Here is a 26,263-nt window from a genome sequence, read left to right as displayed (position 1 = left end):
GAGGCATGAAGAGCATTTATTTGACAGGCTTTATGGGAGCGGGAAAGACAACCGCCGGAGAGGCCCTCGGCAAAACCATGGATTTGCCTGTATTTGATACAGATCAGGAAATCGAGCGGCAGCAGCGGCAAACCATTACGGCTATATTTGCCGATAAAGGGGAACATGCTTTCAGGGAAATGGAAAGCAATATGCTGCAGGATCTGCCTCGTGAAGACTGCATCATAACCACGGGCGGCGGAATTGTAATAAAGGGAGAAAACCGGCAATGGCTGGCTGCACATGGTTACTGGGTGTATTTGCACTGTAATCCCGAGGAAATCGCCATAAGACTTGAGCATGATCAATCCCGGCCTCTCTTAAGCGGCGAGCGGAAAAAAGACCTGTATCGGCTGTTTAGCGAACGCCTGCCGCTGTATTTACAGGCAGCGATTGTTGTGGACACGACAGGAAGGACTATGGATGAGGTTGTAAAAGAAATTCGAAAACGAATAAATGAGACAGAAATGGAACATACTATGTAATGGGTGGTATGTATGTCTACAAATGATTATATAAAGTTTCTTACCCAGCAATTTGTCAAATATATGGATGTACCCAAAAACGAAAGGAAGCTGCGGCGGGAAAACAGGAAGAAGCTGAAAAAACCGTTCGTGAGCAACTGGTTCGGGGTCCTTCCGTTTGCGATCATGATGCTGTTTAAAAGAAGATAACATGAACAAAAGCGCAAGCGCCTTGAAAAAGGAACATCGACTAAGATCCGCCACGTCCTGTGGCGAACGTCGACGTCAGCGCATCCATGCGCAAGTCCGACAAGCATAAGACAAGCAGCTGGATGGGGAGCGGTTTTCTCCCCATCAGATGATTGGCTTATGACCTCGAGGCCGACTAAAATTGCCACGTCCTTATGTCTTCGTCGGCACTAGCACGCCCTGTGCGTCGGGGCTAGGCGCTGGCCGACTAAAACCGCCACGTCCTGTGGCGACGTCGGCACTAGTACATCCTTGTACGTCGGAGCTGGATGCAGATAACCAAATTTAAGTTATCACATAAAATTCAATCTATAGTTTCCTATACATCGAGAAAAGGCCCTATCTTTCGGACAGGGCCTTTTTGTCATTTTCACCTGGGGATATTGCAATCATCACACCTTCTGTTTATACCGCTTTATCAGTGAGATAAAAAAGTCCGCCGTTCACAACAGAGATATCGATTTTCGGTTCATATTGCGCACGCAGCGCTTTCTTTTCCGTATAGTAGCTCTCGCTTTTTTCTTCCATATCTTCATAAAAATGTTCGAGCAGCTCCAAGTCATTATCCCATCTTTTTACCGCTTCTTCAGCCCAGGAATGATCATCGCCTTCGAATGTCCGGCGGATAAAGGTATCCAGCCGTGACAAACCGCTTTTTGGCATGATCAATGGCGACAATGTAAACGAAAAGTCGGGGATCTTTGGTGTTACTTCCAAAGCAAGAACCCTGTGGTGGAAATCCTCAAGAATCTCACCGGATATCAGATTCAGCCCGGCGGAAATAAAGACATCTTTTTTGCGGTCGCATTGATATGACACCTTCACATTCAGGCATAGCCATGGATATAGCGGATACTGACCTGTCGAATATGATTTTGTATCTTCGTACAGTCTGATAAAGCCAGCCAGTTTCTTTGTAGATTGAAATATTTGATGCAGTCTTGGAGATCCGAAATGGATGTTTTCGCCTTTCAGATCTTCTGGTGCTTTTAACGGATCTGTAATGAGTGTCAAGCTCATTGGGTTAGGAATCCCGCCCGTTTTTTCAAGGTAATGCCAGTAAAACGGACGGTTCATCAATTCCTTATCCATTTGGACAGTGAGCTGGACAGCGAGATAACCGGGTTGGTTTTCAACGACTTCACAGTTATTAGATTGAAAATATGTGATCAAAAAGTTATGAATTTCCTGTTGCTGCACGGCTCTCTTCCTCCTTCATGTCCTCGGCAAACTGGATCAGCGATGATAAGCTATCCATCTTAATTTTCATTTCTCCTTCACTTCTCGATGCACCAACCACATCGATCAAATACTCCTCGATATTTCCAATATCGAGCTTGGTTAAAATATCATCCAACTCACCGATTACTTTTTCAAACAGGTTGATCTTTTCGTATAATAACTTCAATATATGCTCTTCCACCGTATTTTTCGTTGCGAAATTATAGATTTTGACGTCTTCCTCCTGGCCCAAACGATGGACACGTCCAATCCGCTGTTCAAGCCTCATCGGATTCCATGGTAAATCAAAATTTATTAAATGATGGCAAAATTGCAGGTTAATCCCTTCACCGCCAGCTTCTGTAGCAATCAGGACCTGGGTATGCTTCTGGAATAGTTCTTTCATCCAATCCTTCTTCCCGCGTTTGAAGCCGCCGCGGAACGGTACCGAAGTGATCCCGTGCTGTTTTAAATACCATTGTAAATACAGTTGGGTGGCGCGGTATTCCGTAAAGATGATCACCTTATCATCGATTTTCTTGATCAGCTCCAATGCCTTTTCGGCTTTCGAATTTCGCTCCACCTCATTCACCTTTACCGACAAATGATCAAGCACGTCCAAAAATGGCTGTGCAGGGTTTTCATTTTTTTCCCTCATGTTTTTAAGCGTATAATAAACGGCTTCCCGGCTGCTGCAAGCTTCCCTTTGCAAAGTAAGTGCCGAAAAAGAGCTACCTACGCCGTCAGCAGAAGCAGGTTTGAACTGTGATATGGCATCATAAAGCGCTTGTTCGGTTGGCGAAAATTCAATAATAATCGTTTCGACAATTCTCTTCGTCCATTCAATCCCAGTATCCCCTCTTCTGTTCCGAATCATCACCGTATTAACGAGCTCTTTTAAATGCTGGTCATCATTAATGCCCCTGCCTTTTCCCTTGAATTTTTCCGAAAATAATGCCGCGTTACCGAGATGTCCCGGCTTCAGCAGGGAAACGAGGTGGAAAATTTCCTCGGCTTTGTTTTGGATAGGTGTAGCCGTAAGGAGCAAACAGAATTTCTTTTTTAAACTTTGGGCAAATTGATAGTTTTTTGTCTTATTGTTTTTCAGTTTATGAGCTTCGTCAATGATGATCAAATCGTATTCCTGATTGAAAATAATCTCCCGGTGGGGATCTCTTTTCGCTGTATCGATTGATGAAACGATGCAGTCGCAGGAATCCCAAACATAGCTCTTTCGCTGCACGACAGCGGGAATATGAAACTTTGTGTTAAGCTCAAAGGCCCATTGTGTGACCAGTGATGCAGGAACCAGAATCAACACCTTTTTTACAAGGCCGCGAATCATATATTCTTTAAGAATCAAGCCCGCTTCAATCGTTTTGCCAAGTCCCACTTCATCGGCAAGAATTGCTTTCCCATTCATGTTTTCAACAACCTGTTTTGCGGTTTCTAACTGATGGGGAAGAGGCTTTAGCTGAGGGAGATGTTTCGGGGCCTGCAAACCTTCAAAATCAGGGATGACCAGATATTCGTCTATTTGTACGGCAAGCTTAAATAACTCCCAGTTTGCCCACGGCCCATCTTCTTCGGCTCTATGTAAGAATTCTTCTTCCCATGCTGTATCAAACGTTATATTAATCTTCATGATGCCACCTCCATGGTTTAAAGGAAAAAACGGAGTAAAATCAGATAAAAAAGGTCTTTATCCCCTTAAAAGACGAACGTTAATTAATAGTTTTCTGTATAACTATCAGTTTTTTCTCGTTTTCTTATAAAAAGGATTGCAGAAAAATAAACCTTAATGTAGGATGAGAGTAGATTTGGTTGCATTTGATCACAGGCGCTTGCGCTTTTCTTAGTATGACCAATATATTGGTAATTATCCCGCTTTAACGTACAGTAAGAACCCATTTCTAGGCTAAGAGAAATCAAAGAAGCAAGGCTTGAGGTGACTAACTGCACCTAAAGCCCTTAAGCAAGGAACACACACACTAATATACCGCCGCATCGTGTGGCAACGTCTGTGTAACCCACATCCTGTGGGCCACAACTAACACTCTTATAAGCGGATGAAGGCAAGGGGAGAGACTACAAATGTAGCGCCGAAGGAGCAAGCTGGAAAGTGAATCTCTCAGGCAAAAGAACCCTTGCTCGACGCGACTCTGGAGAGCGTCCGGACACAGGTTGTGAACGGGACCACCAAAGGGGAAAACCTAACACAGGTAAACTCTCAGGTACCAGGACAGAGAATAGCTCTTTTTTTAAGGAGCTTCTCTGTCCTTTTTTTTATGTTTTTATTGTAAAAAGGCTTGAGTCCAGTGAAAAAGAATCGTTAGGGAGGGAAAATGAATTGTCTGAATTAAAAAGAACGCCGTTGCATGGAGTATACAGAGAAGCTGGTGGCAAAACCATTGATTTTGGGGGCTGGGAGCTGCCTGTGCAGTTTTCAGGCATCAAAGATGAACATGAAACAGTACGGACAAAAGTTGGTTTGTTTGATGTCTCGCACATGGGTGAAATAGAAGTGAAAGGCCCGGAAAGTATTGCTTTCCTGCAAAGAATGCTGACAAACGATGTGTTGAAACTTAAGGCGGGCGGTGCACAGTATACCGCAATGTGCTATGAAAATGGCGGCACTGTGGATGATTTAATTGTATATAAAAAAAGCGAGGGAGACTATCTTCTCGTCGTTAATGCCGCCAATATAGAAAAAGATTATAATTGGCTCCAAACAAACGTGGTCGAGGACGTCGAGCTGAATAATATTTCATCTGAGATTGCCCAGCTGGCGCTTCAAGGACCGGCAGCAGAAAAAGTGCTGCAAAAATTGTCTAAAAATACTGATTTGAGTGAAATCAAATTCTTCACATTTAAAGAAAACGTAGACTTGAATGGAAAAGATGCATTGGTATCCCGAACCGGCTACACCGGGGAAGACGGGTTCGAGATATACTGTAAAGCTGAGGATGGCCCCGTGCTGTGGAGAGAACTGCTCGAAGCAGGAAAGGAAGAAGGTATACAGCCAATTGGCCTTGGAGCCCGCGACACGCTTCGTTTTGAAGCGAATCTGGCTCTTTACGGGCAAGAGTTGAGTCCTGATATTACACCGATAGAAGCTGGTATTGGCTTTGCAGTCAAGACCGATAAAGAGGCTGATTTTTTCGGGAAAGCGGTACTTTCTGAGCAAAAAGAAAAAGGCGCACCCCGTAAAATCGTCGGCATCGAAATGATCGACCGCGGCATCCCGCGTCACGGATATCCGGTTTATGCGGACGGAGAATTGATCGGTGAGGTGACGACCGGGACCCAATCACCTACGTTAAAGAAAAATGTCGGGCTCGCTATTCTGAAAAAAGAGTATACAGAAATTGGCGCGGAGGTAGAAGTAGAAATCCGCTCCAAACGAATAAAAGCGAAAGTTGCTGCCACACCATTTTACAAAAGGGCCAAAAAATAGAGGGGAAGGGTAATCCAAATGAAACATCGCTACTTACCGATGACAGAACAAGACAAAAAAGAGATGCTTTCTGATATCGGTGTCTCAACCGTTGATGAACTTTTCCATGATATACCTGAAAGTGTCAGGTTTAAGGGAGAATACAAGATTAAACCTGCAAAATCAGAATCTTCCTTATTAAAGGAACTTACACGATTAGCAGCAAAAAATGCCGATCTAAAAAGCTATGCCTCTTTCCTTGGCGCCGGTGTTTATGACCATTACACACCGATTATCGTCGACCATGTCATTTCCCGTTCTGAATTTTATACGGCTTACACCCCGTATCAGCCTGAAATTTCCCAGGGAGAGCTTCAAGCAATCTTTGAATTTCAGACGATGATCTGTGAATTGACCGGCATGGATGTTGCCAATTCATCGATGTACGATGGCGGGACGGCGCTCGCAGAAGCTGCGATGCTTAGCACGGGCCAGACACGCAGAAAAAAGATCTTGCTTTCAAGCGCAGTCCATCCGGAAAGCCGAGACGTAATCAACACATATGCAAAGGGACATTATGTAGACGTTATTGAGGTTCCTTATAAGGATGGAATTACAGATACTGCTGCGCTAAAGGAATTAATCAGTGAGGATATTGCCGGTGTTGTCGTGCAGTATCCAAACTTTTTTGGCCGGGTTGAGCCATTGAAAGAAATTGAGGAAATTGTTCACGCCCACAAAGCGATGTTCATTGTTTCAAGCAATCCGCTGGCACTCGGAGCGCTAACCCCTCCAGGAAAACTCGGAGCTGATATCGTGGCCGGGGATGCTCAAGTCTTTGGGATTCCTGCAGCTTTTGGCGGACCGCACTGCGGATATTTTGCGGTCACCAACAAATTAGTGAGGAAAGTGCCGGGAAGGCTGGTAGGACAGACGGTCGATGACAACGGTAAGCGCGGCTTTGTTCTGACATTGCAGGCCCGCGAACAGCATATCCGCCGTGATAAAGCGACTTCCAATATTTGCTCGAATCAGGCATTGAATGCCCTCGCAGCCTCCGTCGCGATGACAGCCCTTGGGAAAACAGGTGTCAAGGAGATGGCAATCCGCAATATTCAAAAAGCACATTATGCAAAGAAGTCATTACAGGAAAAAGGAATAGAAGCTGTCTTTGACGGACCGACATTTAATGAATTTGTAATAAAGCTTCCCGCTGCCTATAAAACTGTCAATGACAGGCTGTTCCAAAAAGATATCATTGGGGGCTTCGATTTAGGCCGTGTTTATCCAGAGCTTGAGGACCATATGCTTGTAGCGGTTACCGAACTGCGGACGAAAGACGAAATTGATGCATTTGTGCAGGAATTGGGGGATAGCCATGAATAACCAAGATCAATCACTAATTTTCGAAATCAGCACACCGGGTCGGATTGGCTTCAGCCTGCCTGAAATGGATGTAGAAGCTGTTTCCATTGAAGACATTCTTCCGGCTGAATATATCCGTGAGGAAGCTGCCGAGCTTCCTGAAGTATCGGAGTTGGATATTATGCGCCATTATACGGCTCTTTCTCACCGTAACCATGGTGTTGATTCCGGTTTTTATCCCCTTGGTTCCTGTACGATGAAATATAATCCGAAAATCAATGAAAATGTGGCCCGCATAAATGGTTTTGCCCATATTCACCCATACCAGGATGAAGCTGTTGTCCAGGGAGCCCTAGAGCTAATGTATGACCTTCAGGAGCATTTAATTGAAATTACCGGCATGGACCAGGTGACATTGCAGCCTGCAGCAGGCGCGCATGGCGAATGGACGGGGCTGATGATGATCCGTGCCTTCCATGAAGCAAATGGTGACTCTGCCCGTACCAAGGTCATTGTCCCTGATTCTGCCCACGGTACGAATCCGGCATCGGCAACGGTGGCTGGTTTTGAGACAGTTACGGTTAAATCAAATGAATACGGCCTTGTTGACCTTGAGGATCTAAAGCGGGTAGTCGGACCTGACACGGCAGCCCTGATGCTGACAAATCCAAATACACTAGGTTTATTTGAAGAAAACATATTGGAAATGGCTGAGATTATCCACAGTGCAGGCGGGAAGCTCTATTATGACGGCGCCAACCTGAACGCTGTACTATCCAAAGCCCGCCCAGGGGACATGGGCTTTGACGTGGTCCATTTAAACCTTCATAAAACATTTACCGGTCCGCATGGCGGCGGCGGTCCAGGATCTGGGCCAGTAGGTGTGAAAAGCGAATTGATTCGTTTCCTTCCAAAACCATTGGTGGCTGAGAAGGACGGCACGTTTTTCCTTGATTATGACAGGCCGGAGTCTATCGGCCGCGTGAAGCCGTATTACGGCAACTTTGGCATCAACGTGCGCGCTTATACGTACATCCGATCCATGGGTCCGGACGGTTTGAAGGCGGTAACGGAAAATGCCGTTATTAATGCTAATTATATGATGAGGAGATTGGCGCCTTTCTACGATCTTCCATTTGACAGACATTGCAAGCACGAATTCGTCTTAAGCGGCAAGCGACAAAAGAAACTTGGTGTTCGTACGCTCGATATTGCCAAAAGGCTGCTCGATTTCGGCTATCATCCGCCTACCATCTATTTCCCGCTGAATGTCGAGGAATGCATGATGATTGAGCCGACAGAAACGGAATCAAAGGAAACATTGGATGCCTTCATTGAGGCGATGATCCAGATTGCCAAAGAAGCAGAAGAAACTCCGGAAATCGTCCAGGAGGCACCGCATACAACAGTGATCAAACGCCTGGATGAAACGCTTGCAGCGAGGAAGCCTGTGCTTCGTTATCAGGCATAGAAAGACTATCAATAATCAAAAATCCCTGCCAATTGATGAAAATTGGCAGGGATTTTTTTAGGCGCTCTAGCGATTCAATGAACTTAGTTTTAGTCAGCAGAATGGATATATGAAGAAAAAAGGAATCCATAAAGCATGGATTCTTTAGCTCTTCGTTTTAATTTTACCGCTCCACTGTTTAAAGCCGCCCTTTAGGTGATACAGTTCCTTATACCCTTTTCGGTGCAGCATTTGCGCGGCTCTACCGCTTCTCAGTCCGCTCTGGCAGTATAGATAGACAGGCTTGTCCTGACGAAGCTCCTTCAGGCGGGTTTTTAGCTGGGATAAAGGAATATTCCTCGCGCCTAAAATGTGGCCCGCGTCAAATTCGTTCGGTTCCCGTACATCTATCAGCTGTGCTTTGCGATACCCTGCCACAAATTCTTCCTGGCTTAACGTCTTTGCTATTCTGCGCTGGCTAACCCAGTTAAATATGGAATAAGCAATGATTGCAGCCAAGATGACCAATAAAATATATAATGTCAAAGCTCAGGACCCCTTTCTTTGCTAAAGGCAATACAGACATTCCTTATTATATTATTGAACGCTCTATTAATCAAAAAGTTTTTTACCGAAAACGAAAGTAACGTCAGAAGAGCTTGTTTGCTTTTTATTAGCAGATAAGTTTGATACACTACTAGGGTAATGATGATAGTAAAGAGGGTTTGATATGAAAAAAGAAGTCTGGGCATACATTGATTCGGGAAATTGCTCCCCGTCTTTTAATATGGCTATGGATGAAGCGCTGTTGAATTGGCACAGCAATGGCAGGATTCCGCCGATCATCCGTTTTTACGGCTGGGACCCGGCGACCCTTTCCATAGGCTATTTCCAGAAAGCCGAAAAAGAAATCAATCTCGAAGAAGTTAAAAAGCAAGGCGCGGGTTTCGTCAGACGGCCCACTGGCGGCCGAGCTGTTTTGCATGAGCATGAACTTACATACAGTGTAATTGTTAATGAGGAATACCCTAATATGCCGAAGAATGTCACGGAAGCATACCGTGTTATTTCCGAAGGGATTTTGAGGGGATTCAAAAATCTTGGCCTGGATGCTTACTTTGCCGTGCCGAAGACGGATAATGAAAAGGCCGCTTTACGGGAGCCGAGATCGTCGGTTTGCTTCGATGCACCAAGCTGGTATGAGCTGGTGGTCGAAGGCAGAAAGGTAGCCGGCAGCGCGCAGACCAGGCAAAAAGGGGTCATCCTGCAACACGGGTCTATCTTGCTTGATTTAGATGAGGATAAATTGTTCAGCATGTTCAATTTTCCAAATGACAGGGTTAAAGAAAGAATGATGAGAAGCTTTAGAGCTAAGGCTGTTGCGATTCATGATCTAACAAGCCGCAAAATAGATATCCCCCAAGCAACAGAAGCGTTCAAAAAAGGCTTTGCGGAGGGCCTTGATATCGAATTGCAGCTATATACCCTGAGCGACAAGCAACTCGTTGAAATCAATCACCTTGCTAAATCAAAGTATGAAAGCGATGAGTGGAACTTTATGAGATAGCTTAAAACGACTGGCAAGGATGATCGTTGGTTAGCGGATTGCCTGCCAGAAATTTTTTTATAAAAACTGTGATGAGTAGCATGTAATAAAAGCGGCTTCGGCCGTTTTTTGTTTTCGGAAAAACATTTTGCATTTATCAAGGATTCGGCGGTTTTTCAGCAGCCATAAGCACTCAAAAAGAAGCAAAAGAATGCAACGGCGAAAATAGTCGAAATTCGCTTAAAAACTGGCTTAAATCGATAATTTTCTATAATATGCTTTAGTAGAGTGAGTTTTTTTCGGATTGACAAAGATGAAGGGAATTGACCTAAGACACAATATATAGTGTTGGCTGAAATAAATCATACACTATATATTGATTTTGGGGTTTTGGTGTGATAGATTAAGGGTACCTTGTTACCTGAAACAGATTTTATAATATCTACATATAGATATCGCATCTAGGAAGGGAATTGTAACAAAAGGAGAGGTAGCCATGTCTGTTGTTTATAAACAACCCATAAAAATTAATGTAGAAAGATTGAATAAGGACATTTCCTTATTTCCACAAGTGCACAAGATCACACCTGACATGTTCCGAACGCATAAGGGCGTTTCAAGACTGGTGATGATTGACCGTTATTCGTTCAAGGATACCGAGAAAGTGACATTGACGAATGGTGATTTCGTTGTCTTGACGATCAAAGAGGATCCAAAGTTTCCGGCAAGGGGATTGGGATTCATCCAGAGCATTGATTGGGAGAACAAGAAAGCAGAAGTGTTGGTTGATGAGGAGTATCGCGGCGCGCTGGACAAGCCTGAAGAAATCGAAACAGGCATTATCCTCCGCTCCCTTGATGTAATCGAAAAGCCGTTGGAAATCTATTACGAACAAGTCGCGAAAAGAAATGCAACTGGACTTGCTTCCGTGGAAACGACAGAAGAAAAGCGCAAGGAATGGTTCGAGAAGTTCTATCAAGAGCTTGCCGATTTACATTTCGTACCAGCAGGACGTGTTCTATACGGAGCGGGATCCGATACCGAGGTAACGTTCTTCAATTGCTATGTCATGCCTTTTGTCCAGGATTCACGCGAAGGAATTTCTGAGCACCGCAAGCAGGTCATGGAGATCATGAGCCGCGGCGGCGGTGTCGGTACAAACGGCTCGACGCTTCGTCCAAGGAACACGCTCGCAAAAGGTGTCAATGGAAAATCATCAGGGTCGGTTTCCTGGCTGGATGATATTGCGAAACTGACGCATTTGGTTGAGCAGGGCGGGTCAAGACGCGGAGCTCAGATGATCATGCTTACGGACTGGCATCCAGATATCATTGAATTCATTATTTCAAAAATGCAAAACCCAAGGATTCTCCGCTACTTAATCGAAAATACAAGTGACGAAACAATTAAGAAATACGCAAATGAAAAATTGAAATTCACTCCGCATACTGAGCAAGAGGAAGGGATGTACCAGGGAATTATTAATTATAAAAACATTCCTGGCCAGGGCGGCTTTAACGATAAAATTATTAGAGATGCAGAAAACAAGTTGGCCGCAGGGGGAACCTACAGTGTCCACAATCCGGAATTCCTGACAGGTGCAAACATCTCTGTCTGCCTTACAAAGGAATTTATGGATGCTGTTGAAAACGATGGAGTATATGAGCTTCGCTTTCCCGATGTCGAAGGCTATGACGCTGATAAAATGAAGTTATACAACGAAGAATGGCATAACGTCGGGGATGTGCGCGAGTGGGAAAAACAGGGACATAAAGTCCGTGTCTACCGCAGAATTAAGGCTAAAGAGCTTTGGAATCTGATTAATATCTGTGCAACCTATTCAGCTGAGCCAGGCATTTTCTTTATTGACAATGCGAATGACATGACCAATGCTAAAGCGTACGGGCAGCAGGTTGTGGCGACGAACCCGTGTGGTAGAGCAGCTTAGTTTGCCTCACGTTAAAAATTGCGGAATAAAGCGGGAAGGCTGAGATGCTAATCCGAACCGAAGGCTGGGAGTAAATTTCCAGCCAGGGGCAACGCATAGGATGATGAACCTGCGAAAGCAGAATATAATTCTCCCACGAGGCCGCAACATTACGCATTTAATGAATCAAGTGTAATGAAAAGATATGCTGAACTTACACAAATAAGAAGTGTAAGAAGTAGAGGATAAAAAGCCTTTACGATAACAAACTGGAACAACCGCTTGCTCCATTCTCGGTCTGCAATCTTGCAGCAGTGAATCTCGCTGAAATGGCAGATAAAGAAACTAAATCGGTAAACTTTGAAAAATTGAAAAAAACCGTAGAAATCGGTGTCAGAATGCAGGATAACGTCATTGACGCCACTCCTTATTTCCTTGAAGAAAATAAAAAACAGGCACTTGGCGAACGCCGTGTCGGGCTAGGAGTCATGGGGCTTCATGATTTATTGATTTATTGTGAAACAGAGTATGGTTCCGAAGAAGGCAACGTCTTGATTGATAAGGTTTTTGAAACGATTGCCACTACTGCCTACCGTGCATCCGTGGAGCTCGCAAAAGAAAAAGGAAGCTTTCCATTCCTTGAAGGAAAATCACATGAAGAAACAAATCGTTTAAGACATGCATTTATCGAAACCGGCTTTATGAAGAAAATGCCTGAAGACGTGCGGAAATCAATTCTAGAAAACGGAATTCGTAATTCACACTTATTAACTGTTGCTCCAACTGGATCTACTGGGACGATGGTCGGAGTCTCCACAGGTCTCGAACCTTACTTCTCCTTCACCTACTATAGAAGCGGCCGGCTCGGGAAATTCATCGAGGTAAAGGCGGATATCGTGCGGGAGTATTTGGACAGAAATCCGGATGCCGATCCTGATAACCTTCCGAAATGGTTTATTTCCTCGATGGAGCTTGCACCGGAAGCACATGCTGATGTGCAATGCATCATCCAGCGCTGGATTGACAGTTCCATCAGCAAAACGGTCAACGCACCGAAAGGCTATACGGTCGAGCAGGTCGAAAATGTATATGAGCGCCTGTACAAAGGCGGAGCAAAGGGCGGAACGGTTTATGTCGACGGCAGCCGTGACAGCCAGGTGCTTACTTTGAAGGCAGAAGAAAACAATCTGGATGAGTTCGATCTGGAATATCCAGAAGAAAAGAAAAAAGTAGTCCTGGTTGATACCATCAATGAATTGCGGTCCACTAATGTAACAATCGGATCTGAAGTAGGAAATACTTGTCCCGTCTGCCGTAAAGGTGAAGTAAACGAAATAGGCGGCTGCAACACATGTACCAACTGCGGCGCCCAATTGAAATGCGGCCTGTAAACCTATAACGCACACAAACCTGTGTGGCTTTAAAATAAAGTCGCGATGTTTGTAAAAAAGATGCGATGTTTAAAACAAAGTCACGATGTTTATAAAAAAGTTGCGAAGTTTTACCCCTTTGGATGTAATTTGTCTAAAGGGGTTTCTTATGGTAAAAGTAATTTAAGGTTATACCGCAATCGGGCCATTTAATGGAATAACTGCTTGCAAAATAACATGGGTTGATATTAGGTTAAAGTGCACGCCTGTTGAACAAATAGAAACCCAATTTCCCATTTTGACACTGAGAAATTGGGTTTCTATTGCGTCTTACATTAACTCCACATTTCTTAAAGCTATTTTGTACATTTCTAATCAGTGCCAGAAGTTTGTAACTGATGTTTCTCAGAATAATACTCTGCTTTCGAGGGTTGTGTATTAAAGATAAATAATATAATCGTTACTGCAAACATAATTAGGCTTCCTAATACAACGACGAAGCGAATAAATATCAATTCGGCCATAATTCCAAAAATTATAGTCCCAATAATGATGAAAAAAGCTTCGATGAAACCATAAACACTACCAACCCGACCCATTACGCTGACAGGAACATTATTTTGATAAAATGTGTAAAATCCTGTGTTCATAAAAGCCATCGAAAATGATAAGATAAAAAAACCAATTGCTGCGGTTAAAAAATTACCTGAAAAGGCATAAATTATATAACCGATTGAAATCATTAAGGAGCCAAGACCAATCAGCCAGGAGGTAGCTATCTTTTTAACAATTATTATGTTTACTAAGGAGCCGACAATTATTCCAACACCCGCAATACTCACCAGGAGTCCATAATCTCTCTCTGATAAAGAGAGCACTTCTGTAGAGAATGCTGCTTCCAGTGAATCTATAGCAGTTGCCAAAACCATCACCGCACTGAATAGTAAGTAAATGACCATAATGTACACGTGTTTACGACTAAAATCAACAACTAATTGCCAATCAAGTTTCAATACCTTCAAGCTTATTTTTTCATCTTTAGTTTCAATAAAATCATCTTTTTCAATATTGGGCATGAATAATGTGATTAGTGCTGATATAAATAGAACTATTGCATTAGTGTATATCGCAAAATTGGGGGTGCCAATCATAAACATCATTCCTGCAATAGCAGGCCCAATAACAAATGCTCCAGAATCAATTAAGCTTCTGAGAGAATTAAATTGTTTTCTTTGATCACGGGGAATTAACTTCGTGATATAAGTCATTGACGTAGGCCCGTACATGGAACTAGCTATACTTATTAAGAAGACAATACCGTATATTGCCCAAAGAGACGTTAGTGAAGGAAGTAAGGCAATAAACACTGCTTGGAATATAGCAAGCCACACCATAAGATGCTTTTTATTTAATCGGTCAATTAGACTACCTGACCAAAAGTTAGTAAACAACGCAGATAAAGCTCGAAGTATATATAGACCCGAGACAGCAATTACGCCCATCATATCAAGAACGATTAAATTTAATGCTATAAAATACACCCATTCCCCTATACTCGAAATACCAATACTGGACAATAAAATGGAAGGGTATTTCCACGACCTTATAAACTTTTTTATACGCATTTTTATTTCCACTCCTTTTGTGAATTTAAACTTGGACAATAAAAAAACTCACCCCCAAGACCTTTGTCTTGAGGACGAGTTGTTGCGTGCCGTGGTGCCACCCCAGTTTGATAATATGTCACCATATTACCCTTATTAGGTACGGTAGGAAGACCATACATATACCCTAGCTCTATAACAGGAGCTCCTGTCACACTATCACCTACATGGATCCAATGTGCTGCTCTGAGGCTTGCTTCCAACCATTAATTCTTACTCCTTTTCACCAACTGAAGCTCTCTTTAAAGAATTGCCGATTATACTCTTCTCTTCATAGCGTTTATTTGATTGTGGATAATCGTACCAAATCTTTAAGTGGAAAGTAAAGAAATTTTTTAATACTCCACACTAATAATTATAATTGTTATTTTGGCTCTATTATATTTGTTGGGGTCTAGATACAAAAGACACGCAAAGCCCTAATTTCTTTATACTTGAATTATCGAGAAACAAGTAAAGAGAATTGGGGTTCCGTGTAAATGAATAGTACCATGGATATTCCGGGATTGAAAGAAGCTATCGTCACTAAGGTAGATGAAGCAGAAGGAGTGATGCGTATTTTTGTGGAGATGGAACCGAGGACCCACCGTTGTCCCCAGTGCAACGCGAGAACCAATAAGATACATGATTACCGGATTCAAAAGATCCATCATATAAAATGGTTTGAACGAACCACTCAAATTTTTATAGACGTCGCCGTTATGTGTGTGACTGCGGGAAACGCTTTTCAGAGAAAACACCCATTGTTGAGCGCTACCAGAGAACGTCAGTAGAGTGGAATCAAGCCGTATCGATCCGGGCTATTAAAGGAAAGACGTTTAAAGAAACGGCCCAACATTATGGTACCTCTTCATCTACCATTGTACGCCGGTTTGACCGTCTGGCAAAAAGTGAAATTCGTGCGGTAAAGGAGCTTCCAGCAGTCATTGCCATTGATGAATATAAAGGGGACACCAGAGAAGGGAAATATCAGTTAATTATTGCCGACGGGATCACAAAGCAACCCCTGGATATTCTTCCTAGCCGCTATAAAAGTACAATCAAGCACTACCTGCAAAAGCATGGTGCCCAGGTTCAAGTAGTTATCATGAATATGAGCCAATACTTTAAAGCAGCCGTACAAATGGCCTTGAGCCGTCCAGTATTGTGGCAGACCGTTTCCACTTTTGCCGGTATATTTACTGGGCACTGGATGGAGTGAGAAGACGTGCCCAACAGGCGTTTCATGACTATGATCGTAAGAAGTGCAAACGGATGAAGCATGTGTTTCATAAAGCTCAAGACTGTCTCACAGAAACGAACGATGGCATCTGGATCGTTATTTGGATTTATCAGAGGAACTGAAACAGGCCTATGAACTGAAGGAAAGTTATCGAATTAGGTTTCTAACTTAGAACATCGACTTGACATTTGACTATGCAGTAATCGGGCGCAAGAATTGAACAACAATGGACTGTTTCAGCAGTCCATTTCTCTTGGTCTTTAATCAATTATAGAACCGTTTAGTGGAAGAAGGATAAGGCTTCATCATATAGAAATTAGCATAGAATTCTATTGTAGGTGAATGAGAGAGGAATAAAATGAACTAAAAAGTGATTATAAACATTCCAATATCTAATAATGAAGTGCTAGAATTAAGAGAACTTGTTGGTTGGAGTAGACGAGAAAAAGTTTACCCGACTTTGTTTGAGCGTTGTAATTTTTGGGCTGGGGTAAGAGATGAAAATAATAAACTGATTGCTTTTGGTTGTGGAATGGGCTTAAAACATGGTTATATGGAAGATATAATCGTTCATCCTGAGTATCAAGGACAAGGAATTGGAGTTGAGTTGATAAAGGAATTATTGAGAGAGTCTGAACGTTTTGGATTAGGGATTGTAACGGTAACATATGAGGAAAATAAGACTAACTTTTATAAAAAGTGTGGCTTTACAATTGGTTCAGGAGGAGTATGGCAATCATATAAGAAAAAAGCTAAAGGGCGCAATTCTGTAGCAAGAATTGTGCTTTTTCTTTATGTTAAGGACCAGATAATTGAATAACAACTAATAAGATAATTGGATATTTATGTAAAGTATAATAAAGATTGTGTAGTGGATGTACTTAAATTAACGGGTTAGTTGAACTGTTTTACGGTTTATAGAAAGTCATATTAGGGAGGAATATTTAGATGTCAAACCATGAAAACGAAGAAATGCTAACAGGAGGGAATGTCTCTAACGTTTATCGTTTGGAAGATACTGTGCGACGAGAATTAAAGCCAGATAGTCCCAAAATTCATAAGCTATTAAAGCATTTGGAGAACAAAGGTTTCAGTTATGCACCAAAGCTTTTAGGAATTGATGAGAAACAAAGAGAAATATTATCATTTATTGAGGGAGAAGCTGGTAATTATCCTTTAAAAGAATATATGTGGTCAAATAATGTTTTAAAAGAAATAGCAAAGATGCTCCGTCTTTATCATGATGCTGTGAGTGATTTTTCATTTGATGATAGCTGGCAATCGATAGATAACACCCCCCAACAATTTGAGGTACTATGCCATAATGATTTTGCAATATACAATATTATTTTTAATCATGAAAGACCAATAGGTATTATTGATTTTGATGTTGCTGGACCTGGTCCTAGACTTTGGGACATAGCTTATACTCTTTATACTTGCATCCCCCTAAGTAGATTTTATCTTTCTGAAACAGGTGAGAAAGTTTATTATAATTCATTACAGCATGCTAACAGTATAAAACAAAGAGTTAGATTGTTTTTTGATTCTTACGGTGAGGGAATAGAAGAAGATTATTTGGAAATGGTATTGCTACGATTAGAAGGGCTATGTAAAATAATTACAAGAAAAGCCAGTGAAGGTGACATTGCTTTTCAAAAGATGATAGATGAAGGGCATCTTGAACATTATCAAAACGATATTAAATTCATTGGTGAACATGGAAAAGAGTGGATTTAAAGGGAGGTTTTTGCTGAACCAATGGGTGCGAACCATCAACAAGAGGATTCGCATATTTCTTATAGCAGGTTGAGGTGATACAGTGTCGATAAAAGGGCTTAATCATTTTTTATTTTCAGTTTCTGATTTAGAAAAATCCATTGAGTTTTACAAAAATGTATTTGATGCTAAGTTGTTAGTAAAAGGTAGAAGCACTGCTTACTTTGATTTAGATGGAATATGGCTGGCTCTCAATGTAGAGAAAGATATACCACGTAATGAAATAAACCAATCATACACACACATAGCTTTTTCTATTGAAGAAGCCGAATTTGATAAAATATACGAAAAACTAAGAGAATTGAATGTAAACATTTTGAAAGGTCGTTCAAGAGCTAAAAAAGATAAAAAGTCCATATATTTTACTGACCCAGATGGTCATAAATTTGAATTTCATACAGGTACATTACAAGATAGATTGGATTACTACAAACAAGAGAAAACACATATGGAGTTTTTTGATTAAAAGGACTTCTTAATTAAACAAACGGGGGCTTTTGTTCAATAAGGTCTTGCAATGATTTTCAACAATCGGGCGCTTTTCTTGAGTAATGAAAGTGGCCTTTTTCTTGTATTTCAAGGGTTCTTATGGTTCGGTAAATTAATCTCTAAATTTTCTTGCGTTACTAACAGAGGCAATTATTTAAGTTGTAATAAGAATATGCTATGGTAAATATAAGAAACAAGACAAGGAGTGATAAACAATGAGATGGGAAGAAATTCGTAAAATATATCCAGATCAGTATGTGAAACTCAATATCCTTAGTTTTTATTTAGAAAATGATAAAAAGATTGTAACGGATGTTGCATTAATTAATCTTATTGGAGATTCTAAATTAGCTACAAAAGAGTTACTTAAATCAAAAGGTGATACCATTGTTTATCATACAGGTTCTGAAAAAATTGTTATTGAAATGAGAAACCCTACTGGTTTAAGAGGTATGAGATTATGAAGTTAGAATTGGTAAATCGTTTACTAGAAGTTAAAATGGCGATTTCTTATAAAGGAAAAACGAAAATAATAGATAAGCTTGTTATAGATACTGGTGCAGCTCATACACTAATCTCATCCGACATTGTTGATGATATAGGAATTTACTTTGAAAATGGAGATCCTCTGGTAAGTGCGTATGGAATTGGCGGTGAAGAGTATTCTTTCCGAAAACTAGTTGATTTTACTAAGTTAGGTACACACGAAATTTCAGAAATGAAGTTAGATTTTGGAGATCTAAATGATTGGGGTATCAACGGTCTGATAGGACTAGATATCCTAATGAATGGAAAGTTTATCATTGATTTAGAAAAATTAGAATTAGTTCAAAATCATTAATCAAAATATGAATTGATACGAAACAAAAGCAATAATTAGCGAAATTCGTTATTCAAGAATCGGGCGCAAAACTGGAGGAACTCTACACAATGGCTTATTTGAAGGGGGGACATTAATGAATCTTGGAAATGAATATTTGAAAGTTGTGCTGGAAAGATTTAAAAGCGTTAAAGGTCTTGGAGATAAGACAATAAGTCAGTTGTCAGAAGAAGATATTCACTGGAATTTGAATGAAGCCTCTAATAGTGTTGCAGTTATAGCAAAGCATCTAGGTGGAAATATGGTGTCCAGATGGTCTGACTTTTTAATCTCAGATGGAGAAAAATCTTACAGAAATCGTGATCAAGAATTTGAAGATGATATATCATCAAAACAAGAATTGATAACAGTATGGGAAAAGGGTTGGAATACACTTTTTGAAACATTAAATGGGTTAAAAGATCAGGATTTATTAAATAGTATATATATCCGTGGTGAAAATCACACGGTGCTGGAAGCGATTGAGAGGCAAATGGCTCATTATGCTTATCACGTAGGGCAAATCGTTTATATAGGTAAGCAATTAAAAGATGAGAATTGGGAAAGCCTTAGCATCCCCGTGGGGAAATCGGAGGAATATTTACAACAAACTCTGAAAAGAAACCAGAGTTGTAATAAGGAAACCAATAAATGATACCCTATAAAACACATTAGATTTGTTCAATAAAAAAGGGCGCCATTCTGGAATAAAATTGCGCCCATTTTTGCTTGAAAGGGCAGCATTCTTTAACAAGGATTTCTAGATTTAATATGGAAAAGAGTTCTAGAAAAAAGGTAAGCAAGTAGGGAGGTGTTACAAATGATGACAGGTAATGCAGTTTATTTAGGCGTTCCAACAAAAAAAACAAACCGAGAGTACATAAGCGGATCCTCGGAGATAGTATTGATCTGCGCCCGGACACCGTAGAGACCAGGGAAGAATTCGAACACTGGGAAATAGACACTGTCATCGGCCAAAAATCCAACGATGATGCGCTGCTCACTTTAGTTGAGCGAAAGACCCGAAAAGAGGTCATGGTACGCTTCAGCCAAGGATTCCGATTCCGTCACAAGTGCAGTCAGGGCCATTCTCCTGTCTTATGAGGATAAGATGCCACAGGTATTCAAAAGCATCACCGCGGACAACGGGTCTGAATTTAGTAACCTGGCAGAACTTGGAACAGACAAAGAAATCGCTGTCTATTTTTCACATCCTTACGCCTCCTATGAGCGTGGAACCAACGAGAGACACAACGGGCTCATTCGCCGATTCATCAAGAAAGGACAACCGATTCACACTTACTCCGATGAGAAGATTGAGCAAGTAGAATCCTGGCTCAATCAGCTGCCAAGGAAAATTCTAGACTATCAGACACCGGATGAGGCGTTCGCGCAATGTTTGGACAGTGTGGCTTAAGCCACACTGTCCAAACAATGCCACCTATCCCCTGATGGGATACGGTTTCACTAAGTGTTGCATTTGATTTTACAATTAACCATCAAACTTTATTCCAGGGCTACAACCTGACAGCGAACCATACTGTCAGGTTTTTGGATTTGGAATGAAAGTGAAGCTATCCAAACTGCGTTTCCTTTTTTTTGCTCGAAAGTATTTCCTCATAAAGGACACTATATTAATATAAATGGCTTGATGGGGTGGAAGGATGGAACAAAAGAAAGCTACAGAAGAGAATAAAGTCAGTGCATGGTGTATCATCAGCATGGCATCGATCCCACTCGTGATGACGCTGGGAAACTCGATGCTGATCCCTATTCTGCCAATCTTTGAGGAAAAGGTCGGGATCACATCACTTCAATCGAGTATGGTTATTACCAGTTATTCAATTGCTTCGATTTTTCTAATACCGGTCGCAGGCTACTTATCGGATACGCTTGGCCGAAAGAAAGTGATTCTGCCAGCTTTGGTCATTGCTCTGCTTGGCGGGCTTATCGCCGGGTTTGCCTCCTGGAAACTCGAACATCCCTTCACCTGGATCATTATTGGCCGGGTGTTACAGGGGATCGGGGCATCGGGCGCTTCCCCGATCATTTTGCCATTAGTCGGTGATCTGTATAAGGATGATGACGAGAAAACGAGCTCATGCCTTGGAATCATTGAAACGAGCAATACGTTCGGTAAAGTGCTCAGCCCGATTCTTGGCTCGCTTTTTGCCGCTTTTATATGGTATCTGCCGTTTTTCTCTATCTCCTTTTTTAGTCTGATTTCGATCATCCTTGTATTTTTCTTTATAAAAGTTCCCAAAGAGAAAGAGGAGCCGAAAAAATTTAAGGAATTTATCAATACAACCAAAAAAACGTTTAAGCAGGAAGGGAAATGGCTGTTCACCATCTTCCTGCTAGGTGCATTCGTCATGCTTATTTTATTCGGAATGCTGTTTTTCCTGTCCGACAGCCTGGAGGCAATCCATCAATTAAAAGGCGTGAAGAAAGGCTTTATTATTGCTATTCCTCTGTTTTTGCTTTGTATTTCATCCTTTATTACCGGGAGGACAATAAAGGGTAGCCTTCCTGCGATGAAAAAGCTGATTATTGCCTGTTTGATTCTCATGTCGATCAGTGTGGTGTTTGTCGGATACACGAAAGCCAGGTTGATACTGCTTTTAGTTGTCACCAGCCTTGTTGGAATCGCGATTGGTGCACTATTGCCAACACTGGATGCCATGATTACCGAAAATATTGAGAAGGAAGAAAGGGGAACGATTTCGGCGTTTTACAGTTCGGCCCGTTTTACCGGAGTAGCACTAGGACCCCCGCTCATGTCCATCCTAATGAAAAATTACTTAAATGTTAGTTATATTGCGTCCGGGGTTATTGGCATCCTCATTATGTTCATCGTGTTAAAGTTCATCAAAACTGAGAATGCCGAAAAGAAGGAAGCTCATGCATGACAAAATGAAAGGGAAAAAGACCGATTACAATACAATATGCAATCGGTCTTTTTTGCCGTCCACGCTGACATCGACGGTCGGGCATTAATCGATCATTCAGAACTAGCGCTTCCGTTTTTCTTATAAATTTTCGTTCTGCTGGCCTATTTCTTCTCCAGCAAGAATGATGTTTGCTGTTTTTAAATCTGTATATTCATCCACAGAATCACCGGGGATATTCTTCAGGTTTGGAAAAGTGTCACTTTCAATGGTAAACTGCTTTTCTTTTGAGGCATTGGTTAGAAATTGTTCTTCTCTTTTTTTCATGATCTATGTCTCCTCCTCCTTAAAAAAAATTTTGAAGTACAGGATTCAGAAAAACGATCCTTATGAATTAGGGTGTCAATTTTTCTGAACTTCATAACTAACAAACATACCCTGCTGTTAAAGGATGTGTATCAAACCGAAGATGACGCTGAGCTAGAAGCTACAATCAGGGGTTATATCGGCCGCTTTTTTTCCGGAAAGTGAAATCAAGTATTTTACCTGAACAGCGATAAAGAAGAAAAGAATTTAGTAACATACAACTTATCCCCTGACTACATTGTATAAAAGCCTAAGCAGGGGTGGGCACAATGATTATTGACGGTGTATTTTCTGGGGGAGGAATTAAAGGATTTGCCCTGGTCGGGGCTGTTCAGGTGCTGGAGGAAAAGGGCTTTAGATTCTGCAGGACAGCAGGGACAAGTGCCGGTTCGATTATTGCTGCGTTTATTACGGCCGGCTATACTAGCAATGAATTGATTACAATGTTAAACGAAATGGATGTAAGTGAGCTTTTGGATAAACGGAAAAGAAATTGCTTACCGATTCCGTTTTTAAAGTGGCTGATGGTTTATTGGAAATTGGGTTTGTATAAAGGCGATGCCCTTGAAAAGTGGATCAGCGAAAAACTTGCTGCAAAAGGGGTAGTCACTTTTGCGGATTTGCCGGATCAGAGCCTGAGGATCATCGTCTCCGATATTAGCGATGGAAGACTGGTCGTATTGCCTGACGATCTCAATAAGTATGGAATTGAACCAGACAGTTTTCCGGTTGCCAAAGCAGTCAGGATGAGCTGCAGCATTCCTTATTTCTTCGAACCAGTCAGGTTGAAGACAGGCAACAGAAAAGCAGATAATATTTTTGTTGATGGCGGTGTATTAAGCAACTTTCCGATGTGGCTTTTTGATTCAGACAACCGTAAGAAGGAACGGCCGGTAATTGGAATCAAATTAAACGGAGATGAAGATAGTAAAAAAAAGCCACATGAAATCGATAATGCGATCGAGATGTTCAGTGCCCTTTTCAAGACGATGAAAGATGCACACGATTCAAGGTATATTTCAAGAAAGCTTGTCAAAAATATCATTTTTATCCCGATGAAGGGGATATCAGCTACTGAATTTGAATTGACAGAAGAGAATAGGGGAGCGCTTATCAATCAGGGCAGGAAATCGACTGAAAAGTTCCTGAAGAAATGGACATATTAAACAGCATCTTGCGATAATCCAGAATATGTCTCCATGGATACCGAGAATCAATCTGACACGATTCCAAATGTTACACATAAACATGAACTTTTTTCGAAAACAAGAAGTTTTCGAGAGCGTGCCCTTTCTTATACAAAAAACCGGGCTTTTTTAAAACAAAGCCCGGTTTTTCTTTTTATTTTTTTTCCCTTCAATGACTGTTAAGTGAGCCTCGGATTTTTTTCTGGTGTTGAGTTTTTTAGACGACTTGGCTAAAGAAAAGCTGGCGATATTATCGCGTTTTCCTTTGAAAGCAGCTTTTTTTGTTTTATGTCTTTTTTTTGATTGGCGAGCTGCTTTGACAAATGCCCGTTGCTCTCTTTTATTAGGCTTCCCCTTTGTTAATCGTTTATAGATGAAATAAACAATTCCCGCCACTAAAGCCATTATCAGTATACTTCTAAATAAGCCCCATGGATTATGAAACAGTTGGCTGGCCAGTCCGAGGGCCGCCAATGCAATGATGCCATAAATCATGTATGGAATGGAACGATTCAACAAAGACACCTCCTTAAGAGCATTTTAAGCATTTTTGAAGGTTTTTAAACTTCTTTTTTTAAAAAAGTAGACAAAGCCTGATTCTTTTTTCTCTTACCTATTTTTTACACAATATTTTCTGTCTTTAAACCTGTATCTGTTTCTTTTTCTAATCTAAGAAGCTCGTTGAAGGAAGCGAGTGCCACTTCTACCTGGTCGTCTGAGGGCTCTTTAGTGGTCAAAAGCTGCAGCCACAGACCAGGATAGCCGAGATAGCGCAGGACGGGAACGTCTCGCAATCGATTTGTAAGCTGAAGCACCTCGAATGAAATGCCAAGGACCACAGGAATGAGCAAAATCCGATTGACGATTCTGAGCCAGAGCGGATCTGTGGGAAAAAACATATACACAAAAACCCCGACGAATACAGTGAAAAGGATAAAGCTGCTGCCACAGCGGTAATGGAGCCTGGATGAGTCTTGGATGTTTTTGACTGTCAGTTCCTTGCCGCTTTCAAAACAATTGATTACTTTGTGTTCTGCGCCATGATATTGGAAAACCCTTTTGATGATCGGCGTGAGCGACACAAAATAAATATAGGAAAACAACAGTACTAATTTGAAAAAGCCTTCGACAAGAATTTGAGCAGTTTTCCCCTGGAAGATAGGTTCCGTCAAATCAGCGAGAAAAACCGGGATCAGTGTAAAGAGTAATTTACCAAAGATGAAGGAAAGGACCCCGACAGCTGCCACCCCCAACCACATGGTCAGTTTGGAGGATGATGCTTCTTTTTTGAGCTTTTCATCATCAGCAGGATCTACCTCAAAGCGTTCGGATGAAAAGTTCAGATGCTTCGATCCGTTGGCGCTTGAATCTATGATTGCGACAATGCCTCTCAAAAATGGAATCCTTTTCAGTTTCTTTACTATAGGCTTACTTTCGCGAGGAATATGATAATACTCAATTGTCGAATCTTTGCGTCGGACTGCGGTAACTGTGTGGCGTTTACTGCCAAACATGACGCCTTCCACAACCGCCTGTCCTCCGTATACTGGTTTTTGGGTTTCGGCCAATTTCTACACCAACCTATGCTGTTATTTTTCTTCATGCATTTCATCTTACACTTTTGAAAGGCTTGCGATTCTTATTTAATAATACTAGAAAAGCCTGGTTTTTGTACAATAATCGTTATGCCTTAAACGAAAGAAATGTACTTTATGATTTTAGAAAAGAGAGCTGGGGAAAGAATAATTTCTCCGAAAAAAATATTCCATTTCCGTAGGGGCATGCTATTAAATGGAGGTGAAAGGCATGTCTGAACATAATCAAGAGCAAAATGAACCAGGCAATGAAGAAGATCATTCAATGTCGCTTGCGATCGATACAATCGTCATTGGATTTTTCGGCGGCCTTATTTGGAGTTTCATCGGACATATTGCCTATTATTTTAATATGATGGATTTCAGCCCGAAATTTATTCTGACTTCATGGATCACCTTGGCATGGGTCCATGGTTGGCTCGGAATCGTGATGTCCCTGTTGCTGTTCGGGGTTCTTTCGATATTGTCAGCGCTCATTTATTACCTTTTATTGAAAAAGGCGAAAAGCATTTTTGCAGGTATTTTATATGGAGCTGGCTTATGGCTGTTATTAGTTTTTATTTTAAAGCCAATGTTTCCTGATTTTCCTACCTTTGCAGAGATGACTGCCAATACAATAATCACCAGCTTCTGCATTTTTATATTATATGGCGTGTTCGTGGGCTATTCTATTTCCTATGAATACCAGGAGATAGATAAACAAAAACAAGCAAAGGCGAAGCAGGAAGCTGATATGAATTACTAAAGTGGTCAGCTTTCATTGTCCAGCTCCAGCGAATAGCCCCGACGCACAGGACGTGCTAGTGCCGACGAAGACATAAGGATGTGGCGATCTTGGTCGGCCTCGAGGTGATAAGCCAATCACAGCAAGAAGGGTGTTCGCCTTCTTGCTGTGATTGGCTTATGCTTGTCGGACTTGCACAGGACAAGAAACGCTTCGTCAGCATTACATCGCACGAAGGAAAGCGATAGCTTTTCGAGGATGTGCTGACGTTGATGTCGCCACAGGACGTGGCGGATCTTAGTCGACGTTCCTTCAAGGCGCATGCGCTTTTCTGGGTGTAAGCGAATTTGGAATTATGGTAGAATGTTCATGTAGAACATTCTTTTTTCTAGTGTGCCCCGCAGTCACACAATCTAGGTGGTT

General features: G+C 41.6%; 23 protein-coding genes, 3 pseudogenes, 2 riboswitches and 1 other annotated feature. Of the genes and pseudogenes, 19 read left to right on the top strand and 7 right to left on the bottom strand.

The features are described 5' to 3' along the window. The first annotated feature begins 5 nt into the window (after nucleotides 1-5). Both ELQ35_RS12410 and ELQ35_RS12405 read left to right on the top strand, forming a co-directional pair. Entirely contained in the window at nucleotides 6-524 is a 519-nt protein-coding gene (locus tag ELQ35_RS12410) for a shikimate kinase (protein ID WP_126865145.1), read from the top strand. Between the two features lie 12 nt (nucleotides 525-536). Further along, the gene (locus ELQ35_RS12405; RefSeq protein WP_126865144.1) at nucleotides 537-713 is read left to right on the top strand and encodes a YqzE family protein; all 177 of its coding nucleotides are present in this window, start codon (nucleotides 537-539) and stop codon (nucleotides 711-713) included. A 444-nt stretch (nucleotides 714-1,157) separates the two neighbouring features. Here ELQ35_RS12405 and ELQ35_RS12400 read toward each other — a convergent pair whose 3' ends face one another. After that, nucleotides 1,158-1,952 (bottom strand): YqhG family protein, encoded by a 795-nt coding sequence (locus ELQ35_RS12400; protein ID WP_126865143.1) that lies wholly within the window; start codon nucleotides 1,950-1,952, stop codon nucleotides 1,158-1,160. After that, the gene (locus tag ELQ35_RS12395; RefSeq protein ID WP_126865142.1) at nucleotides 1,930-3,618 is read right to left on the bottom strand and encodes a DEAD/DEAH box helicase; all 1,689 of its coding nucleotides are present in this window, start codon (nucleotides 3,616-3,618) and stop codon (nucleotides 1,930-1,932) included. Before ELQ35_RS12395 ends, ELQ35_RS12400 begins: the two co-directional genes overlap by 23 nt. A 424-nt stretch (nucleotides 3,619-4,042) precedes the next feature. After that, nucleotides 4,043-4,130: riboswitch (glycine riboswitch) on the top strand. A 3-nt stretch (nucleotides 4,131-4,133) separates the two neighbouring features. Continuing rightward, a riboswitch (glycine riboswitch) is annotated at nucleotides 4,134-4,221 on the top strand. Nucleotides 4,222-4,323: 102 nt separating this feature from the next. Between ELQ35_RS12395 and gcvT the strand changes: the two genes are divergently transcribed. The 3 genes from gcvT to gcvPB are packed head-to-tail and all read left to right on the top strand — an operon-like array spanning nucleotide 4,324 to nucleotide 8,245. After that, entirely contained in the window at nucleotides 4,324-5,430 is a 1,107-nt protein-coding gene (gene gcvT, locus ELQ35_RS12390) for a glycine cleavage system aminomethyltransferase GcvT (protein ID WP_126865141.1), read from the top strand. Between the two features lie 18 nt (nucleotides 5,431-5,448). Then, nucleotides 5,449-6,795 carry an aminomethyl-transferring glycine dehydrogenase subunit GcvPA gene (gene gcvPA, locus ELQ35_RS12385; RefSeq protein ID WP_126865140.1) on the top strand — a complete coding sequence of 449 codons (1,347 nt, stop codon included), beginning with the start codon at nucleotides 5,449-5,451 and terminating at the stop codon, nucleotides 6,793-6,795. After that, nucleotides 6,788-8,245 carry an aminomethyl-transferring glycine dehydrogenase subunit GcvPB gene (gcvPB, locus tag ELQ35_RS12380; protein WP_126865139.1) on the top strand — a complete coding sequence of 486 codons (1,458 nt, stop codon included), beginning with the start codon at nucleotides 6,788-6,790 and terminating at the stop codon, nucleotides 8,243-8,245. The genes gcvPA and gcvPB overlap by 8 nt, the downstream gene beginning before the upstream one ends. Nucleotides 8,246-8,389: 144 nt before the next feature. Here gcvPB and ELQ35_RS12375 read toward each other — a convergent pair whose 3' ends face one another. Continuing rightward, the gene (locus tag ELQ35_RS12375) at nucleotides 8,390-8,770 is read right to left on the bottom strand and encodes a rhodanese-like domain-containing protein (RefSeq protein WP_126865138.1); all 381 of its coding nucleotides are present in this window, start codon (nucleotides 8,768-8,770) and stop codon (nucleotides 8,390-8,392) included. Between the two features lie 184 nt (nucleotides 8,771-8,954). Here ELQ35_RS12375 and ELQ35_RS12370 point away from each other — a divergent pair, with 184 nt between their 5' ends. The 3 genes and pseudogenes from ELQ35_RS12370 to ELQ35_RS12360 all read left to right on the top strand — a co-directional run. Beyond that, the gene (locus ELQ35_RS12370; protein WP_126865137.1) at nucleotides 8,955-9,791 is read left to right on the top strand and encodes a lipoate--protein ligase family protein; all 837 of its coding nucleotides are present in this window, start codon (nucleotides 8,955-8,957) and stop codon (nucleotides 9,789-9,791) included. A gap of 475 nt (nucleotides 9,792-10,266) precedes the next feature. Then, nucleotides 10,267-11,703: pseudogene (locus ELQ35_RS12365) on the top strand (vitamin B12-dependent ribonucleotide reductase); the annotation flags it as partial. A 266-nt stretch (nucleotides 11,704-11,969) separates the two neighbouring features. Further along, nucleotides 11,970-13,088: pseudogene (locus ELQ35_RS12360) on the top strand (vitamin B12-dependent ribonucleotide reductase); the annotation flags it as partial. 350 nt (nucleotides 13,089-13,438) lie between these two features. On the opposite strand, the gene ELQ35_RS12355 reads toward ELQ35_RS12360, so the two are convergent. Further along, the gene (locus ELQ35_RS12355) at nucleotides 13,439-14,692 is read right to left on the bottom strand and encodes an MFS transporter (RefSeq protein ID WP_126865134.1); all 1,254 of its coding nucleotides are present in this window, start codon (nucleotides 14,690-14,692) and stop codon (nucleotides 13,439-13,441) included. 67 nt (nucleotides 14,693-14,759) lie between these two features. After that, nucleotides 14,760-15,015, bottom strand: a binding site (T-box leader). Nucleotides 15,016-15,210: 195 nt separating this feature from the next. Here ELQ35_RS12355 and ELQ35_RS12345 point away from each other — a divergent pair. From ELQ35_RS12345 to ELQ35_RS12305, 9 genes and pseudogenes are all read left to right on the top strand, one after another. Further along, nucleotides 15,211-16,107, top strand: a pseudogene (locus ELQ35_RS12345) (ISL3 family transposase); the annotation flags it as partial. Nucleotides 16,108-16,323: 216 nt separating this feature from the next. Then, nucleotides 16,324-16,773, top strand: a complete 450-nt coding sequence (locus tag ELQ35_RS12340; RefSeq protein WP_246026059.1) for a GNAT family N-acetyltransferase — start codon at nucleotides 16,324-16,326, stop codon at nucleotides 16,771-16,773. Nucleotides 16,774-16,901: 128 nt separating this feature from the next. Further along, nucleotides 16,902-17,693 carry an aminoglycoside phosphotransferase family protein gene (locus tag ELQ35_RS12335; RefSeq protein WP_126865132.1) on the top strand — a complete coding sequence of 264 codons (792 nt, stop codon included), beginning with the start codon at nucleotides 16,902-16,904 and terminating at the stop codon, nucleotides 17,691-17,693. A gap of 82 nt (nucleotides 17,694-17,775) precedes the next feature. After that, on the top strand, nucleotides 17,776-18,198 hold the full coding sequence (fosM, locus tag ELQ35_RS12330) for a FosM family fosfomycin resistance protein (protein WP_126865131.1): 423 nt from the start codon (nucleotides 17,776-17,778) through the stop codon (nucleotides 18,196-18,198). A gap of 238 nt (nucleotides 18,199-18,436) precedes the next feature. Beyond that, nucleotides 18,437-18,685, top strand: a complete 249-nt coding sequence (locus tag ELQ35_RS12325) for a hypothetical protein (RefSeq protein ID WP_126865130.1) — start codon at nucleotides 18,437-18,439, stop codon at nucleotides 18,683-18,685. Beyond that, nucleotides 18,682-19,062 (top strand): retropepsin-like aspartic protease, encoded by a 381-nt coding sequence (locus ELQ35_RS12320; RefSeq protein WP_126865129.1) that lies wholly within the window; start codon nucleotides 18,682-18,684, stop codon nucleotides 19,060-19,062. The genes ELQ35_RS12325 and ELQ35_RS12320 overlap by 4 nt, the downstream gene beginning before the upstream one ends. A 115-nt stretch (nucleotides 19,063-19,177) precedes the next feature. Beyond that, a complete protein-coding gene (locus tag ELQ35_RS12315; protein WP_126865128.1) occupies nucleotides 19,178-19,735 on the top strand; it encodes a DUF1572 domain-containing protein in 558 nt (185 codons plus the stop codon). A gap of 354 nt (nucleotides 19,736-20,089) precedes the next feature. Next, nucleotides 20,090-20,497: an IS30 family transposase gene (locus ELQ35_RS12310; protein ID WP_126865127.1), complete on the top strand. Its 408-nt coding sequence runs from the start codon at nucleotides 20,090-20,092 to the stop codon at nucleotides 20,495-20,497. 247 nt (nucleotides 20,498-20,744) lie between these two features. Then, the gene (locus ELQ35_RS12305; protein ID WP_126865126.1) at nucleotides 20,745-21,989 is read left to right on the top strand and encodes an MFS transporter; all 1,245 of its coding nucleotides are present in this window, start codon (nucleotides 20,745-20,747) and stop codon (nucleotides 21,987-21,989) included. A gap of 120 nt (nucleotides 21,990-22,109) precedes the next feature. On the opposite strand, the gene ELQ35_RS12300 is transcribed toward ELQ35_RS12305, so the two are convergent. Next, nucleotides 22,110-22,295: a hypothetical protein gene (locus ELQ35_RS12300; protein ID WP_126865125.1), complete on the bottom strand. Its 186-nt coding sequence runs from the start codon at nucleotides 22,293-22,295 to the stop codon at nucleotides 22,110-22,112. A gap of 308 nt (nucleotides 22,296-22,603) precedes the next feature. Between ELQ35_RS12300 and ELQ35_RS12295 the strand changes: the two genes are divergently transcribed. Next, on the top strand, nucleotides 22,604-23,500 hold the full coding sequence (locus tag ELQ35_RS12295; RefSeq protein WP_126865124.1) for a patatin-like phospholipase family protein: 897 nt from the start codon (nucleotides 22,604-22,606) through the stop codon (nucleotides 23,498-23,500). A gap of 150 nt (nucleotides 23,501-23,650) precedes the next feature. Here ELQ35_RS12295 and ELQ35_RS12290 read toward each other — a convergent pair whose 3' ends face one another. Together ELQ35_RS12290 and ELQ35_RS12285 are read right to left on the bottom strand one after the other, a co-directional pair. Next, nucleotides 23,651-24,037, bottom strand: a complete 387-nt coding sequence (locus tag ELQ35_RS12290; RefSeq protein WP_246026058.1) for an SA1362 family protein — start codon at nucleotides 24,035-24,037, stop codon at nucleotides 23,651-23,653. A 104-nt stretch (nucleotides 24,038-24,141) separates the two neighbouring features. Beyond that, on the bottom strand, nucleotides 24,142-25,089 hold the full coding sequence (locus tag ELQ35_RS12285) for a DUF1385 domain-containing protein (RefSeq protein ID WP_126865123.1): 948 nt from the start codon (nucleotides 25,087-25,089) through the stop codon (nucleotides 24,142-24,144). A gap of 238 nt (nucleotides 25,090-25,327) precedes the next feature. On the opposite strand from ELQ35_RS12285, the gene ELQ35_RS12280 reads away from it, so the two are divergent. After that, complete coding sequence (locus ELQ35_RS12280) at nucleotides 25,328-25,861, top strand: YqhR family membrane protein (RefSeq protein ID WP_185861751.1); 534 nt, start codon at nucleotides 25,328-25,330, stop codon at nucleotides 25,859-25,861. The last annotated feature ends 402 nt before the right edge of the window (nucleotides 25,862-26,263 follow it).

Origin of the sequence: Peribacillus cavernae (assembly GCF_003989135.1) — a bacterium.
In the GTDB taxonomy this organism is placed as follows: domain Bacteria; phylum Bacillota; class Bacilli; order Bacillales; family DSM-1321; genus Peribacillus; species Peribacillus cavernae.
Note: the sequence above shows the minus strand (reverse complement) of the source record. Positions and strands in the feature narration are given on the sequence as shown.